Origin of the sequence: Ferruginibacter sp., from assembly GCF_031391665.1 — a bacterium.
GTDB lineage: Bacteria > Bacteroidota > Bacteroidia > Chitinophagales > Chitinophagaceae > Ferruginibacter.
Map to the genome: position 1 here is coordinate 1 of NZ_JANMUN010000177.1, position 15,734 is coordinate 15,734.

17 protein-coding genes are annotated in these 15,734 nt (G+C 34.9%); 13 read left to right on the top strand and 4 right to left on the bottom strand.

Annotation, left to right across the window (positions count from 1 at the left end):
* The coding region (locus tag ACY651_RS13555; protein ID WP_462253620.1) for a chitobiase/beta-hexosaminidase C-terminal domain-containing protein at positions 1-344 on the top strand (344 nt) is incomplete at its 5' end.
* 6 nt (positions 345-350) lie between these two features.
* Here the strand turns inward: ACY651_RS13555 and ACY651_RS13560 are convergent.
* From ACY651_RS13560 to ACY651_RS13575, 4 genes are all read right to left on the bottom strand, one after another.
* Positions 351-1,274 carry an OmpA family protein gene (locus ACY651_RS13560; RefSeq protein WP_462253622.1) on the bottom strand — a complete coding sequence of 308 codons (924 nt, stop codon included), beginning with the start codon at positions 1,272-1,274 and terminating at the stop codon, positions 351-353.
* Between the two features lie 83 nt (positions 1,275-1,357).
* On the bottom strand, positions 1,358-1,825 hold the full coding sequence (locus ACY651_RS13565; RefSeq protein WP_462253624.1) for an SRPBCC family protein: 468 nt from the start codon (positions 1,823-1,825) through the stop codon (positions 1,358-1,360).
* Positions 1,826-1,878: 53 nt separating this feature from the next.
* Complete coding sequence (locus ACY651_RS13570) at positions 1,879-2,277, bottom strand: putative toxin-antitoxin system toxin component, PIN family (protein WP_462253626.1); 399 nt, start codon at positions 2,275-2,277, stop codon at positions 1,879-1,881.
* Positions 2,264-2,503 (bottom strand): hypothetical protein, encoded by a 240-nt coding sequence (locus ACY651_RS13575; RefSeq protein WP_462253628.1) that lies wholly within the window; start codon positions 2,501-2,503, stop codon positions 2,264-2,266. Before ACY651_RS13575 ends, ACY651_RS13570 begins: the two co-directional genes overlap by 14 nt.
* An 86-nt stretch (positions 2,504-2,589) precedes the next feature.
* On the opposite strand from ACY651_RS13575, the gene ACY651_RS13580 reads away from it, so the two are divergent.
* From ACY651_RS13580 to ACY651_RS13635, 12 genes are all read left to right on the top strand, one after another.
* Positions 2,590-5,739 (top strand): ATP-dependent helicase, encoded by a 3,150-nt coding sequence (locus ACY651_RS13580; protein WP_462253630.1) that lies wholly within the window; start codon positions 2,590-2,592, stop codon positions 5,737-5,739.
* 69 nt (positions 5,740-5,808) lie between these two features.
* Positions 5,809-7,209 carry an Ig-like domain-containing domain gene (locus ACY651_RS13585; protein WP_462253632.1) on the top strand — a complete coding sequence of 467 codons (1,401 nt, stop codon included), beginning with the start codon at positions 5,809-5,811 and terminating at the stop codon, positions 7,207-7,209.
* A 40-nt stretch (positions 7,210-7,249) separates the two neighbouring features.
* Positions 7,250-7,957 (top strand): recombination mediator RecR, encoded by a 708-nt coding sequence (recR, locus tag ACY651_RS13590; protein WP_462253634.1) that lies wholly within the window; start codon positions 7,250-7,252, stop codon positions 7,955-7,957.
* Between the two features lie 47 nt (positions 7,958-8,004).
* Positions 8,005-8,511, top strand: coding sequence for an OB-fold protein (locus tag ACY651_RS13595; protein WP_462253636.1), 507 nt, complete (start codon positions 8,005-8,007; stop codon positions 8,509-8,511).
* Positions 8,512-8,523: 12 nt separating this feature from the next.
* The gene (locus ACY651_RS13600) at positions 8,524-9,216 is read left to right on the top strand and encodes a c-type cytochrome domain-containing protein (protein ID WP_462253638.1); all 693 of its coding nucleotides are present in this window, start codon (positions 8,524-8,526) and stop codon (positions 9,214-9,216) included.
* Positions 9,217-9,231: 15 nt separating this feature from the next.
* Positions 9,232-9,630, top strand: coding sequence for a hypothetical protein (locus ACY651_RS13605; RefSeq protein ID WP_462253640.1), 399 nt, complete (start codon positions 9,232-9,234; stop codon positions 9,628-9,630).
* Positions 9,631-9,655: 25 nt separating this feature from the next.
* Positions 9,656-10,207: a YceI family protein gene (locus ACY651_RS13610; RefSeq protein ID WP_462253642.1), complete on the top strand. Its 552-nt coding sequence runs from the start codon at positions 9,656-9,658 to the stop codon at positions 10,205-10,207.
* 22 nt (positions 10,208-10,229) lie between these two features.
* The gene (locus ACY651_RS13615; protein ID WP_462253644.1) at positions 10,230-11,129 is read left to right on the top strand and encodes a DUF5777 family beta-barrel protein; all 900 of its coding nucleotides are present in this window, start codon (positions 10,230-10,232) and stop codon (positions 11,127-11,129) included.
* A 50-nt stretch (positions 11,130-11,179) separates the two neighbouring features.
* Entirely contained in the window at positions 11,180-11,734 is a 555-nt protein-coding gene (locus tag ACY651_RS13620) for a YceI family protein (protein WP_462253646.1), read from the top strand.
* An 11-nt stretch (positions 11,735-11,745) separates the two neighbouring features.
* A complete protein-coding gene (locus ACY651_RS13625; protein ID WP_462253648.1) occupies positions 11,746-14,652 on the top strand; it encodes a sensor histidine kinase in 2,907 nt (968 codons plus the stop codon).
* A gap of 1 nt (position 14,653) precedes the next feature.
* Positions 14,654-15,412, top strand: a complete 759-nt coding sequence (locus ACY651_RS13630) for a LytR/AlgR family response regulator transcription factor (protein ID WP_462253650.1) — start codon at positions 14,654-14,656, stop codon at positions 15,410-15,412.
* 110 nt (positions 15,413-15,522) lie between these two features.
* Positions 15,523-15,702 carry a hypothetical protein gene (locus ACY651_RS13635; protein ID WP_462253652.1) on the top strand — a complete coding sequence of 60 codons (180 nt, stop codon included), beginning with the start codon at positions 15,523-15,525 and terminating at the stop codon, positions 15,700-15,702.
* Positions 15,703-15,734: the final 32 nt, after the last annotated feature.

A 15,734-nucleotide genomic window follows, 5' to 3' on the forward strand; every position in this document is an offset into this window, starting at 1 on the left:
ACAGGAACTGGAATAATTTTGTTAGCCGTGTAGAAAATCAAATGGAAAGATTTGATGTGGCTGCTATAAAATATGCACCCAGTATGTATGATGCCATTTTTGATGTACGTAAAAAAGATGCTGAAATTGTGGTTACACTTAGTACAGAAGTGGAAGGTTTAAATATCCATTACAGTTTTGATAATTCTTTTCCGGATAATTTTTACCCTGCATATACAACACCGCTAACAGTTCCTAAAGATGCAGTGGCTATGAAAGTAATTACTTACCGTAATAATAAACCCATTGGAAGATTGATGGTAATGCCTGTTGCTGAATTGAAAAAAAGAGCAGGGGTAAAATAAGTACATTTATTTTTTAAGTAAAATTTCAGCACGGGAGTTTGCAGCAATCTCTCTGGGGTTTTTACCAGCATTGTAAGGCCGGTTAATGCCGGCACTTTTAATTGTAACAATACGTTTGTTTGAAATGTTACGGGAGAGTAAATAATTTTTTACAATTGAAGCCCTTTCCATTGATAGTCTTTCGCATACTGCATATATACCTTCGGTTTTGTAAGCATGCCCTTCAATGGCTACGGTGTAAGCTGCATTTTCTTTTAGCACCGTCACCACACTGTCTAATGCTCTGTAAGTAAATGGCGATAAGGATGATTGCTGATTTTCGAAAGGGATTACAATTGTGTTGGAATCTTTACAACCATTATTTTCTTTGTAGCCATAATCATCGGGGCAACTATCTTCAATATCAACAACACCATCTTCGTCCCTGTCGGCCTTTCTTAAAATTTCGGGAGGTATCGGAAAATTCAACCGCAGCTCTGCTTTGCAGTTACGGGTATGTCCGTCCTTATCAATATCACTGTTTACCGATTTTGTTTTACTCAATCCTCTAACTAAAATTATACGGCTGCTGTCGATACCACGGCCTAATACATAATCTCTAACAAACAAAGCCCTGTTCAAAGCTAAATATTTACAAATGGTATCGTTGCCTTCATCGGGGTGTGCATAGCCATCAATTGAAAGAGTGACGTCATTTTTTTTCAACAGCATTGTAACAACGCTGTCAATTACTTCGTAAGTATACGGCTGATATAATGCAGATTGTTTATAATCGAAAGGAATAAGCACCAATGTTGTATCTCTGTAATAAGCAGTACTGATGAGTGGCGTTTTGTGCTTTACTGCAGTATCCTTGTAATTTTTTTGAGCGTACACTAAAGTAGTACCCGTAAAAAAAAACAGTATTAAAATTAACGTTGCATACTTCATTCGGGATACAATATATTGCTAAGATATTGCTACACTGCAATAATGATACCGATTAATAACAATTGTTTTTGTTAATTTTATTTTTAACCTGCCCCGAATTTTTTTTCTACAATTTTAAAGCGGTAATCAAAAATAGTTTTCAGTTGCTGCTTAACAAATAATATATTAGCAATATCTCCCAAAAACCAAAAGGGCAATTTATAATGTACAATATCGGTCATCTCCACACCTTTTGGTGTAGCTTTAAAATGATGCTGGTGGTGCCACATGCTGTAAGGCCCAAAGCGCTGTTCATCCACAAAATATTTTTTATCTTCAACATGTGTTATTTCTGTCATCCAGTAAAGTGGTAAACCTAAAACGGGTTTAACGGTGTATTCAATTATTTGCCCGGCATACATTTTTTCGCCATGATGTTTAGAAACAATATTGAACCCCAGGTTATCTGGTGTAATTTCTTTTAAATTAGCCGGGCTGCTGAAAAAATCCCAGGCTTGCTCTAGGGTTATTGGTAATTGCTGAATGGTTTTTAGGGAGTACACTTTGCTCATAAACTTATTGTTTACCTATAAACAATAAGTATACAAAAATGTTGAGTTTATCATCATTTCTTTTTCTTTAACCATGCGTCAGTCTTTCTTAAAAAAGGGGCATTTTCATCTAGTAAAAGCGCTTTATCAATAGTGATAAGGTATTTGCAATTATACTGAATACAGATATCGTACAGGTAATTATCTTTTGGGTCGGGAGAAAATCTGTAAATATTACGTGGGGTAATTATAATAATAAAGGGTTCAATTTTGCGAATGATATAATCGGCTTCGGCAACCGAAAAATTAAAAACTTTTATGAGGGCTTCGTGTATTTCAGCTAACAGATAACGGTCTGCAAATACCGTTAATTTATTTTCGCTAATGTAGCGAAGTAATGTTGCCGCTTTAAAATGCCCGGCATATTTTATCCATATGCAACTGTCGATACAGCATTTTTTATTTCGCAGCATTTTTTGCCCGTATTTTTTTTACAGCACTTACAATTTCATCATCCGATTTTTTAATAACAGACTTTCTTTTTTTCATGGCTGATTCAAAGGCTTTTAATTCATTTATAATTTCATCACCAAACAGTTTTACTTTCAACAGTTGTATTTCTTCTGCATTCAATTTTTTTGCAGCAGCTAAAACACTGTTAAGCGAAACGTTTTTTTTATTAGTAGCAGCGACAGGCATAATCATTCATTTTCAACTGTAATTTACAGCAAATCCGGGCTGCATCAAATTTATTTTACATTCGCCTTTCGCTTTATCTTTGAGGCATGATGAACTACCGCAACATCTTACAAAATAAATTTACAGAAGAATATAAAAAACTAAATGAACAGCAGCGCAAAGCTGTAGATACCATTGAAGGCCCTGTAATGGTTATTGCCGGACCGGGCACCGGCAAAACGCAAATATTAGCGGCACGTATTGGAAAAATTTTGTTGGATACCGATGTGCTGCCCGAAAATATTTTATGCCTTACTTACACCGATGCTGGTACTATTGCAATGCGTAAAAGACTGGTACAATTTATTGGTGCCGATGCCTACAAAGTAAACATCTATACCTTTCATGCTTTTTGTAATGATGTGATACAGGATAATTTATCACTTTTCGAAAAAACATCGTTGGACGCCGTTTCGGAATTGGAAAGCATCCAGCTTTTTAAAACGCTTATTGATTCTTTCCCAAAAAATCATTTATTAAAAAGATATCGTGGCGATGTGTATTACGAAATAAATAATCTTAAAAATTTGTTCAGCGCCATGAAACGGGAAGGCTGGGCTCCAACTTTTATCAACCAAAAAATTGACGAGTACATTGCCGATTTACCCCACCGTGATGAATACATTGCCAAACGTGCCGTGGCAGCATTTAAAAAAGGCGATGTACGCACTGATAAAATTGAAGAAGAAAAAGAAAAAGTTGAAAAACTGAGGGCAGCCGTAAATGAATTTGATAATTATCAAAACCTGATGCGTAAAAAAAACTGCTACGATTTTGATGACATGATCAATTGGGTGATAAAAGTTTTTGAAGAAAATGCCAATGTGTTATCCAACTATCAGGAAAAGTTTCAATACATATTGGTAGATGAATACCAGGATACCAGCGGTATACAAAACAGGCTGGTGCAGCTTTTGATCAGTTACTGGGATAAGCCCAATGTTTTTGTAGTGGGTGATGATGACCAGAGTATTTACCGTTTTCAAGGGGCGAATGTAGAGAACATGCTGGGCTTTGCCAATGTGTACACCAAAGAATTATTAACTGTAGTGCTCACCAATAATTACCGCAGTACACAACCTATTCTGGATATTTCTAAAACACTCATCAATAAAAATGAAGAACGGTTAGTTAAAAAAATTGAAGGTCTGAGTAAAGAATTAATTTCTTCCAACATAAAAATAAAAGAATTAAAAAATCAACCGGTCATTAACGAATACAATTCGGTTAAAGAAGAAATGGCAGGCATTACTAACCAGGTGTACAGTTTAGTAAATCAAAAAGTGGAGCCGGGTAAAATTGCCGTCATCTATAAAGAAAATAAATATGGCGAAGAGCTGGCAAAATATTTTCGGTTAAAGGGAATTCCTGTGTACAGCAAACGGAGTGTAAATATTTTAGAAAATGCTTTTATTAAAAAGCTGTTGCAAATCTTACGCTATTTATATGCCGAGCATGATATTCCTTATGGCGGCGATGAAATGCTGTTTGAAATTTTGCATTACGATTTCTATACTATACCTCCGATAGAAATTGCAAAACTTACGGTAGAAGTAAATCAAAAAAGATATAACAGCGAAGTAACATCCATACGCAAATTATTATTTGATAAGGCTAACAAACCTGCAAAAGATTTATTTGATACCGGTATAAATGAAAATTTAAAAACCGTAAGTAAAATTATTGAGCAGTTAATTGCAGATGTAAGCAATGTTACGCTGCAGCAACTTTTTGCAAATATCATTCAGCATGCAGGTGTGCTGCCTTACATAATGAAGAGCAATGAAAAAATTGCTTTAATGCAATTGCTTACTGCGCTGTTCGATTTTATAAAAGATGAAACCAGCCGTAATCCTTTAATGGGTTTAGAAGGATTTATTTCTATTATAGAATTAATGGAAAAAGAGAACCTGCCATTGCCTATGATACAAGTAGCGGGCAGCGACAAAGGCGTTAATCTGCTTACTGCACACGGCAGTAAAGGTTTGGAGTTTGAGTATGTTTTTTTTGCAGGTGTAAATGCATCCAGCTGGGAAAAGAAACGTAAACCCGGCGGCGGCTATAAATTTCCTGATACCATGTTTTCTTCGCAACCCGTTTCATCGGATGAAGAAGAATTGAGACGTTTATTTTATGTGGCCCTAACAAGAGCAGAGCAACATCTGTTTATCTCTTATGCCAAATTTAAAAATGATGGTAAAGAAATTGAGCCTTCTATGTTTATTGCTGAAATTTTAGAACAGCATGAAATTACAATTGAAAAAGTAAATATATCTGCTGAAGAAATGGCTGCTTTTGAATTGCTGCAATTTAATGCGCAGGCTCCTGAAATTGAGGAAGCAGAAGACGATTTTATAACAGCCCTGCTGGATAAATTTGTAATGAATGTAACGGCGCTGAATAATTACTTAAAATGTCCGCTGCAATTTTATTATCAAAATTTAATTCGCATACCCAGCGGCAAAAGTGAAGCAACAGAATTTGGCAGTGCCATACATTATGCATTGGAAAAATTATTCCGTAAGATGCAGGATGGTAAACAGGAAAAATTTCCATCAAAAGAAGAAATGATCGCCGATTTTAAATGGTACATCAACCGGCATAGAGAAAATTTTACTAAAGAAGCTTTTGAAAGACGAATAGAATACGGTGACGAAGTATTGCGAAATTATTACGATAAATATATTAACAGCTGGAATAAAGTAGTGGCGGTAGAAAGAAATATCCGTGGCGTGGTGGTAAACAGTGTGCCGCTTAAAGGCAAATTAGATAAGCTGGAGTTTGATGGTAAAAATGTAAACGTAGTAGATTATAAAAGCGGCGATATTGATAAAGCTATTCCTAAATTAAAAGCGCCCAACGATAAAGAACCCAACGGCGGCGATTACTGGAGGCAGGCAGTCTTTTATAAAATATTAGTGGATAATTATGACCAGAAGGACTGGAAAGTAATTAGTACAGAATTCGATTTTGTAGAACCCGACAAGAAAAAAGAATACCGCAAAGAAAAAATAGTAATTGCTCCGCAGGATATTGAAACAGTAAAGCAACAGCTAACACAGGTTTGGGACAAAATACAACACCGTGATTTTTATACCGGCTGCGGAAAAGAAGATTGCCATTGGTGCAATTTTGTAAAAGATAACCAGCTTGCGGTGGCGCTGCATGATTTGGAGGAGGAAGAAATTACAGATTAAGGGTATTTTATGATTTTAAAAAATGGTAAACAATCTAAACTCTTTAAGTTTGCATTTCAAAATATTTTAATGAGGCTATCTTACCTTTTATATTTCATTCTTATTTTTTCATTTAGTGCAATCATAATTATTGTTAGTAACGGCTGTGCACAAATAGGTTCCATATCAGGTGGAGACAGAGATTCTTTGCCGCCTAAATTATTATCAGCCGACCCTAAATTATTAAGCACCAATTTTACCGGCAATAAAATCACTTTTACTTTTGATGAATACATTGATGAACTGCAGGATGTGCAGGCCAATGTGCTGGTATCGCCATATCCAAAAGTTAACCCCGAATTCAGGAGCAAATTAAAAACCATATCTGTAAAACTAAAAGATACTTTATTAGCCAACACTACCTATTCAATAAATTTTGGCAATATAATTAAAGATGTAAATGAAGGAAATATTTTTAAAGATTTTACGTATGTTTTTTCAACCGGTAACTTCATTGATTCACTAACAGTGTCGGGCAAAGTGGAGCTTGCAGAAACCGGTAAGCCCGACAGCACATTAATTGTAATGCTGTACCGCAACGCCAACGATTCTTCTGTACAACAAATAAAGCCTAATTACATTGCTAATGTAAAAGGCGATGGCAGTTTTACATTTAATAATTTACCTTCCGGCAAATATGATATTTATGCATTAAAAGATGGCGATGGTGGTAAAACTTATAATTCTACAACAGAATTATTTGCATTTAACAATGCTCCCATTATGGTTAGCGACAGCACCACACCGGTAAATTTATTTGCTTACGCCGAAGAAAAAACCAGCAAGCTTCCTGCAACAACCACAACAACAAAACCAAAAACTGCAGCACAAAAAAAACTACGCTATACTTTAGCAGGTTCAGGAGCAAAACAAGATTTAAAGGACAGCCTTACTATAGAATTTAATAACCCAATTAAAAATTTCGACAGCACAAAAATTATTTTAACGGATACCAATTATGTTGCGGTTACCGGCGTTTCGTTTTTAGCCGACAGTAATAAACTAAAACTCTTTACTAAATGGGCGGAGGATTTTGATTACAGGTTGATTATTCAAAAAGATGCAGTGACCGATAAAACCGACAGCACCATTACCAAAACAGATACGCTTCGTTTTAAAAGTAAAAAAGAAAGTGATTATGGTAATGTAGTATTGCGTTTTAATAATATTGATTTTACCAAACGCCCGGTATTACAATTTGTACAAACTGACGAAGTGAAAGCAAGTTTTGCCTTAACTGCAAAAGAATGGCGCAATAAACTATTTAATCCCGGCGAGTACGAAATAAGAATTTTATACGATGATAATAATAATGGCCTGTGGGATCCCGGCAATTATTCCAAAAAAAATCAACCTGAAAAAGTAATTACTATTCCTAAAAAAATATCTGTCAGGGAAAATTGGGATAATGAAAGTGAGATCAATTTGTAATGGATAATGGGTTAATGGATAATGAATAATTTTTTTAAGTTTGCAGTTACTGCTATACTTTCAAACCGTTACTCACAGAAGTATTATTCATTATAAATTATTCCATTATCCATTATATTTGCCTATGATTTTTTCTTCTTCTCTTTTAGAAAATGCTGTTAACGAATTTGCCAAACTGCCTGGCATAGGAAAAAAAACTGCACTGCGTTTGGTATTGCATCTTATTAAGCAGGATGTGCATGATGTAAATAATTTCAGCAGTGCTGTGGCAACTTTAAGAAGCGAAATAAAATTCTGCAGCCGCTGCCATAATATTTCTGATAAACCTTTATGCAATATTTGCAGCAATAACCTGCGCAAGCAGGAAATGATTTGTGTGGTGGAAAATATACGTGATGTAATTGCAATTGAAAGCACCCAGCAGTTTAATGGCGTGTACCATGTTTTAGGCGGCATCATTTCTCCATTGGATGGTGTGGGGCCTGAGCAATTGCAAATTGAATCATTAATTAACCGTATTGCAGAAGGAAAAATTACTGAAATAATTTTTGCACTCAACCCCAATATACAAGGGGATACTACCATTTATTATATTGGTAAAAAACTAAAATCTTTCCCTGTAAAAATTACTACCATTGCCCGGGGCATTGCATTTGGTGGCGAGCTGGAGTATGCCGATGAAATGACACTTGCAAAAAGTATCAGCAACCGCATTCCGGTAGAGAACTATATTACTTCAAGCAACTAAGCGCTTATTATTCCCGTTCAGTACCAATAAATACCCGTTGGGTAAAATTGCAACTGTTTACAGGCAACCTATCTTTAATTTTAACGACAGAAATATTTATGCCGGCAAAAACAAAAAAAATAATTCTCCTCGCAATTGCGGCGGTAGCGTTAGCAGCCTCAGTTATTGGCTACAAAATGTATAATAAAAAACATTTTAGTGTAGAAAGTGCTGCGCCTGCTGCCGAAATTTCTGCAGCTGATCTACACCAAATTTTTGTAACAGACTCTTCTCTTGCTAAAAATAAATTTATTGGCGACGAAACCAATAAAAAAGTTACAAAAGTAAATGGAGAAATTGCTGCTGTTAAAACAGATCAGCAGGGGAATACTGTAATACTTTTAAAAACAAATACTGATGGCGCTTTTATTAACTGCACCATGGAAGAAAAAATACAAAATATTAATGCAGGCAGCATAATTGCTGTAAAAGGTATTTGTACAGGGTATAACTTTGATGCAGAAATGGGCATTCCCGGAGATGTAGTTTTAATAAGAGGTTTTATTACCAAATAATTATTATCATCAATGAAAAAAATATTTTTAACCCTTACTATAATTACTATTGCCCTCTTTGCATTTAACTCCTGCAAACACGAAGTACCAGTGCTTATTGTAAATACTACACCCCAGCCCGGGCCGGTTGCAAATAATGGTGTATGTTTTGAAAGTGAAATATTACCATTGTTTCAAAGCAATTGCGCAAAATCAGGTTGCCACGATGCAGCTACACACAAGGAAGACCTGGTATTGGACAGTTATGCAAACATTATGCGTAAAGATATTGTGCCAGGCAACGCAGATAACAGTAAAATTTACAGGGTATTATTTGAAACCGGAAAAGATAAAATGCCGCAGCCACCCAATGCAGATTTAACCATTGCACAAAAAGCATTAATTGCAAAATGGATAAATGAAGGTGCAAAAAATACCGTTAACTGCAACACTTCCTGCGATAGTAACCAGTTTAAATATGCGGCCAATGTAAGTGTAATAATAAATACTTTTTGTACAGGTTGCCACAGTGGCACAGTGCCATCGGGCAATATAGATTTAAGTAATTACAATGCTGTAAAAGTGCAGGCACTAAACGGAAGATTAGTGGGTGCAGTAACACACACTGCAGGATATTCGGCAATGCCAAAAGATGCAAACAAATTAACTGATTGCCAGATTGCACAAATAAAAAAATGGGTGGCGGCCGGGGCTTTAAATAACTAAACAAGCAAATCAATAATGAAACAACTTTTGTTTACTGCAACAAAAAATATAATTACAGTTACAGTAATTGGTTTGTTTTTATTATTGGTATCAACAACGGGTTGCTATTACGATAAAGAAGAAGTGTTGTACCCCGATACCATTTGCGATACTGCAAATGTTACTTACAGCCGTTCGGTTGTACCCATACTAAGTTCTAATTGTATTACATGCCATGGTGGCAACACACCATCGGCCGGTATAAAATTAGATGCTTATGCCGATGTTAAAATACAGGCCACTAACGGAAGGCTTTGGGGTGCTGTTTCGCATGCCACCAGTTTTTCGCCCATGCCAAAAAATGCTGCTAAAATGAATACCTGTAATCTTGCCAAAATAAAAAAATGGCTTGATGCAGGGGCATTAAATAATTAAAATAACTATTAAAAAAATTGAAAGTATGAAACGTTTTATTTTTGCAGTTGCAGCAGTAGTATTTTTTAACGCTGCTGCCCATGCACAAAAAGTATTTACAAAAAATGGTTTGGTATCTTTTTTCTCCACCACAAAAATGGAAGATATTAAAGCCGACAATAACCAGGTGTTATGTGTGCTGAATACCCAAAGCGGAGATTTACAATTTTCTTTATTAACCAAAGGTTTTCACTTTGCCAAAGCATTAATGGAAGAACATTTTAATGAGAATTATATAGAGAGTTCTAAATTTCCAAAAGCAACTTTTAAAGGCATTGTAGGCGATATCAGCAAAATAGATTTTACTAAAGATGGTAATCATACTGTATCTGTAAAAGGCGATCTTACCATGCATGGCATTACAAAAAATATTACAGCACCCGGTACAATTACTGTTAAAGGAGGAAAAATAACTGCCGCCTCAAAGTTTATGGCAAAACTTGCCGATTATAATATTTCAATTCCCGGCGCTGTAAAAAATAATATTTCGGAGAGTATTGAAATAACGGTAAACTGTAACCTCGATCAAAAAATGTAAATCACTTTTGTAAAATAAATATATGCTGTTTTCAAAAAAAATATGTTGCGGTGCTTTTATTTTGTTCGCATTTTGCTGTACTGCAAAAGCACAGGACACAACAGATATTATGAGCCAGCTGGAAAGCGAAACTGAAAACACGACAGATTATACTACAGCAACTTTTAAAACTACCCGTTTAATAAACGGGCATACGGTAGAAAATGTTGGCAAAAGGGTTTTAGATGTAAAAATTTCTCACCGCTTTGGAAAAGTTAATGGCGGCGGTTACGAATTATTTGGCCTGGATAATGCCACCATGCGTATGGGATTTGATTATGGCATTACCGATTATTTAATGGTGGGCATTGGCCGCAGTACGTATCAAAAAACTTACGATGCATTTTTTAAACTAAAAATATTAAGGCAATCGAAAGGTAAACGTAATATGCCCATTACTTTAAGTTATGTACCTACAATTGCATTAAAAACAATAAGATTTGAAGACACATCAAGAACAAATTATTTTTCATCACGGCTTTTTTTTACACACCAGTTAATTATTGGCCGCAAATTTTCTGAAAGTACTTCTTTACAACTGATGCCAACTTATACGCACCGCAACTTAGTGCAATTGGCCGCCGAGCCGAATGATTTAATTGCTATTGGAATTGGCGGACGCCAAAAATTAAGCAAACGTGTAAGTTTAAATTTTGAATATTATTACCAGTTGCCCGATTATAAATTATCAAACACCACTAACTCACTCTCTTTAGGTTTTGATATTGAAACCGGCGGCCATGTATTTCAGTTACACTTTACCAACTCTCAGGGTATGAGTGAACGTACTTTTATTACCGAAACAACAGGCCTTTGGGAAAAAGGAGATATGTTTTTTGGCTTCAATATTTCCCGTGTATTTACTATTGGCAAAAACCGCTAGTATAAAAAGAGTTTAACAGCGCAGTAGCAAAGTATTGTATAAATTACATCATGCTTAAAAAGCTTGCCATATTTTTTTCTGTTTTATTACTGCTGTCATTTTATACAAATGATCAGGCGGCAGAATATAAAGTAAATACAGGAAGCATTGCATTCCGGTCAGAAGCTTCGCTTGAATTAATTAAAGCCATGAGTAACGAACTTAAAGGTTTAATAATTCCGGAAAAAAAACAGTTCGCCTTCAGGGTAAATGTAAAATCTTTTAAAGGTTTCAACAGTCCGCTGCAGCAGGAACATTTTAATGAAAATTATTTAGAAAGCAACAAATATCCTGCAGCATCTTTTGAAGGAAAAATAATAGAGGATATAGATTTTACAAAAGATGGTGTGTATTCTATCCGAACAAAAGGCAACTTAACTATTCATGGTGTGGTGCAGGAACGCATTATTAAAACTGAACTTACCATAAAAAATTCCAACATCAGCATTAAATCAAATTTTACTGTTTTACTGGCCGATCATAATATTCCTATTCCTAAAGTGGTGCATGAAAACCTGGCTTCGGAAATTAAAGTAGAAGTAAAAGCAGATTTAGTAAAAAAATAACCCGGCTTATAATGCTACTGCTTAAAAGAATAATAATTTTTATTGTGTTTTTTACATGGGTACAAAAAAGTACAGCGCAGGTATTTGGGTATAAATCATTTAAACTTTTAGAAGATAACCAGCCTTTTAAAATAAATACTTTATACAAAACCACCGATGGATTTATTTATGCCGGCACCACAAATGGCTTATATACTTTTGATGGAAAAAAATTTGATAAAATAAATTTCTCTCCTGCTGCAAAAGATACTGTTACCGCAGTTTTTGAAGATGATAAAAAACAAATTTGGTCAGGGTTTAAAAATGGAAAAATTGCAAAAAAAATAAATAATCAATTGCAATATTTTGAACCCGAAGAAGGAACACCAAAAGTTGCCATCACTGCATTTTTACAGGATAAACAAAATAATATTTGGTTTGCCACCAATGGCGAAGGCATTTATTATTTCACCAACAGTCATTTGTATTTAATAAACGAAGCAGAAGGCTTAAGCGATAAATATGTTCATGCTTTAGCGCTTACAGATAATGGTGATGTACTTGCTGCTACCGACCAGGGCATAAATATTTGCAAAGTTAATGGCGCAAAAAAAACAGTAGAAATAATTGGCCCAAAAAATGGGTTACCCGATTATTACATTACTGCAATTACACCTGCAGGCAATAATTCTTTTTGGATTGGTATGCAGGAAAAAGGGTTTTGCCTGTACAACCACACCACCAAACAAATCATCGTTCCCACTGCAGCCAGCAACTGGAATTACGGGCAGGTAAACTCCATACTTGCCACACCAAATAATTTGTGGATTGCCACACAGGAAAATAGTTTATTTAAATTATCCGATACCGCTAAGTCTATAAAAAATGTTTTTCCCACTGCTTCTGATAAAAATAATATCAGCAATTTATTAAGCGATAACGAAGGCAATATATGGATGACAGGTGCTGCAGAATTAATTTGTTCTTCTGCAGATAAATTAACGCTGCTACCCTTGTACGATAAAGCAGTATATGCAACGATTCACACCATTCTTTCTGATTATGAAAATAATATTTGGGTAGGTACCGATGGTGGATTGATAAAATATATTTTATCCGCCAATAAAATTGAAACTAAAAATTACCGAATAAAAGAATTAACTGCTAAAACAGATATTACAGGTTTATACCAGGATATGTTTCACAACATTTGGATAAGCGTAATGGGAGAAGGTATTTTTGTTTTAAATCCTATTACTGGCAGTTACAGAAATATTAATGAAAACCCTTTGCTAAAAAAAGCAAGTGTACTATCCATTACTGGCACAGGCAATACCATTTGCGCAGGCGGACTGGAAGGTGTGGCAACAATTTTTGAGCTTACAGAATCAAATAAAAATATTACAGCCAATTACAACTACACCAATTACAACGATATACCCAACATTGGTAATAATTATATTCATTCTGTTTATAAAGATAAAATGGGCAGGCTTTGGTTTGGCACCGATGGAAAAGGTGTAACTGTTTTACAAAATGGCAAATTCATAAACTTTAATAAAAGCAATGGCTTAAAAGATGATCATATTTATTCTTTTACCGAAGATGCAAAAGGTAATATTTGGTTTAATACAAAAGATGCTGGTATTTATTGTTACAATGGCACTGCATTTAAAAATTATTCGCTTACAGATGGTAAAAGCGATTTGAAAATTACCAGTATTAAAACCGATAAGCTGGGTAATATTATTATTGTAAACGAAAAAGGTATTGATATTTTAAATTCTGCAACCGGATCCGTTACTTACTTAAACAATGCACAGGGCATACCTGATGTAAATACTGCCATAGAAAGTGTTGCAACCGATTCATCAGGAAATATTTTATTAAGCACATCAGGTGGTATTGTAGTGTATTCGCCAGTTACAAAAACTATTCATCAACCAACAACAATTATTACCAGCATACAATTATTTTTACAAACAATTGATAAAGATGCGGAACCCCATTTTAACCATAACGAAAATGGCTTTACATTTAATTTTACAGGGCTTTACTACACCAACCCCGATGAAGTTCATTACCAGTATAAATTAGATGGCTGGGATACATCCTGGATTGCAACAAAAGATCAAAGTATTCCCTTTCCTAACTTAAGGCCGGGTAAATATATATTTCATGTCCGCTCTTCGGTTAACGAAAATTTTGAAAATGCAACTGAAGCAAAATATACTTTCACAATATCAAGCCCATTTTGGAAACGGTGGTGGTTTATTTTGCTTTGCACTGCATCCGGTGCATTGTTATTGTTTTTGTACATGCGGTGGAGAGAAAATAATATAAAAAAATTACAGCATTTACAGAACGAAAAAATACAGTTCCAGTTCCAGGTATTACGAAATCAAATAAATCCGCATTTTTTATTCAACAGTTTCAATACTTTAATATCTACCATTGAGGAAAATCCAAAAAATGCAGTGGGTTATGTAGAGCAGCTCTCAGAATTTTTTCGAAATATTGTAAACTACCGTGATAAAGATATTATTTCTCTTGGCGAAGAAATTAATTTACTCAACACTTATTTTTACCTGCAGCAAAAAAGGTATGGCAATAATTTAAAACTGAATATCAATATCAGCGAAGCAGAAAAAAAACAAATATTTATTCCACCACTTACCCTGCAATTGCTTTTAGAAAATGCAATAAAACACAATGCCGTTTCAAAAGAAACCATTTTAATAATAGATCTGTTTATGCAAAAAGAAACCCGTTTAATTATGCGTAACAATATTAATCCAAAACTATCTACAGAAGCAGGAACTGGTATGGGCCTGCAAAATATTATTAACCGTTATGCCATCTTAAGTAAAGAAGCTGTTGCAGTAACCAACGAAAATAACTACTTTACCGTTTCATTGCCTGCATTAAAACATCAGTAAAATGAAGATTTTAATTATTGAAGATGAAGATCCGGCAGCAAAGCGCTTACAAAAAATGCTTAAGGAAATTGAGCCCGATGCTGAAGTATCCGACAATATTGTAAGTGTATCTTCCTCTATAAAATGGTTTGCAGAAAATAAATTACCCGATTTAATTATTGCTGATATTCAATTATCGGATGGCTTAAGCTTTGAAATATTTAAAGCAGTGGAAATATTGTGCCCTGTAATTTTTACAACAGCTTACGATCAATATGCTATAGAGGCCTTTAAAGTAAACAGTATTGATTATCTTTTAAAACCCATAAAAAAAGAAGAGCTGGCCAATGCCATCACAAAATATAAAAAAATAAAATCTGCTTCGCCTTCAATAGATATTAACCAGTTATTAAAAACTTTTACTGCCGGCACCGAATACAAAAAACGTTTTGTGGTACGCTATGGCGAACACATTAAAACAATTACCATTGAAGAAGTGGCTTTTTTTTACACCGAAGACAAAATAAATTTTTTAACCACTAAGGAGGGTCGCCGCTTTACCATAGATTTTAACCTCGATGCATTAGAAGCCATGCTTGACCCTAAAACTTTTTTCCGCATCAACCGTCAATACATCATCAGCATACAATCCATTGCCGAAATGTTTTCTTACTCCAAAAGCCGGGTGCTAATAAAATTAAATCCGCCTGCAAAACACGAAACTGTTGTAAGTACCGAACGCTCTGCCGATTTTAAACTCTGGCTTGGCGATGAAAAATGACTATTTTCCCGTTCGGCATAATAAAATACCTGCTCAGTAATAATTAGTTTTAAGCAAGCCATAGTTGTTGCACTTTTACTGCATAATCATTCACAGTAAAATTTATAATTATGAAAAGCGCAGTAAAAACAAAAAGCATTAATCTTTTAGCAGCCCTGGCATTGGTAACAATGTTTACTACAATGCAGTCTTCTTCCTGCTCCAAAAGCGATGATGTGGCAGCTATTAATAACACCACACCTATAGCCGGTACATGGCGTGTAAGTTTTTACTGGGATCAAAAAGAGTAACTGCTAAGATTACTGGTTTCGTCTTTTTGATC

What these genes read in the sequence shown, in the direction of transcription:
- ACY651_RS13630 (WP_462253650.1), top strand. Translation starts at nt 14,654, where the DNA reads ATGAAGATTTTAATTATTGAAGATGAAGATCCGGCAGCAAAGCGCTTA.
- ACY651_RS13585 (WP_462253632.1), top strand. Translation starts at nt 5,809, where the DNA reads ATGAGGCTATCTTACCTTTTATATTTCATTCTTATTTTTTCATTTAGT.
- ACY651_RS13580 (WP_462253630.1), top strand. Translation starts at nt 2,590, where the DNA reads ATGATGAACTACCGCAACATCTTACAAAATAAATTTACAGAAGAATAT.
- ACY651_RS13565 (WP_462253624.1), bottom strand. Translation starts at nt 1,825, where the DNA reads ATGAGCAAAGTGTACTCCCTAAAAACCATTCAGCAATTACCAATAACC.
- ACY651_RS13625 (WP_462253648.1), top strand. Translation starts at nt 11,746, where the DNA reads ATGCTACTGCTTAAAAGAATAATAATTTTTATTGTGTTTTTTACATGG.
- ACY651_RS13610 (WP_462253642.1), top strand. Translation starts at nt 9,656, where the DNA reads ATGAAACGTTTTATTTTTGCAGTTGCAGCAGTAGTATTTTTTAACGCT.
- ACY651_RS13615 (WP_462253644.1), top strand. Translation starts at nt 10,230, where the DNA reads ATGCTGTTTTCAAAAAAAATATGTTGCGGTGCTTTTATTTTGTTCGCA.
- ACY651_RS13600 (WP_462253638.1), top strand. Translation starts at nt 8,524, where the DNA reads ATGAAAAAAATATTTTTAACCCTTACTATAATTACTATTGCCCTCTTT.
- ACY651_RS13635 (WP_462253652.1), top strand. Translation starts at nt 15,523, where the DNA reads ATGAAAAGCGCAGTAAAAACAAAAAGCATTAATCTTTTAGCAGCCCTG.
- ACY651_RS13605 (WP_462253640.1), top strand. Translation starts at nt 9,232, where the DNA reads ATGAAACAACTTTTGTTTACTGCAACAAAAAATATAATTACAGTTACA.
- ACY651_RS13560 (WP_462253622.1), bottom strand. Translation starts at nt 1,274, where the DNA reads ATGAAGTATGCAACGTTAATTTTAATACTGTTTTTTTTTACGGGTACT.
- ACY651_RS13620 (WP_462253646.1), top strand. Translation starts at nt 11,180, where the DNA reads ATGCTTAAAAAGCTTGCCATATTTTTTTCTGTTTTATTACTGCTGTCA.
- ACY651_RS13570 (WP_462253626.1), bottom strand. Translation starts at nt 2,277, where the DNA reads ATGCTGCGAAATAAAAAATGCTGTATCGACAGTTGCATATGGATAAAA.
- ACY651_RS13575 (WP_462253628.1), bottom strand. Translation starts at nt 2,503, where the DNA reads ATGCCTGTCGCTGCTACTAATAAAAAAAACGTTTCGCTTAACAGTGTT.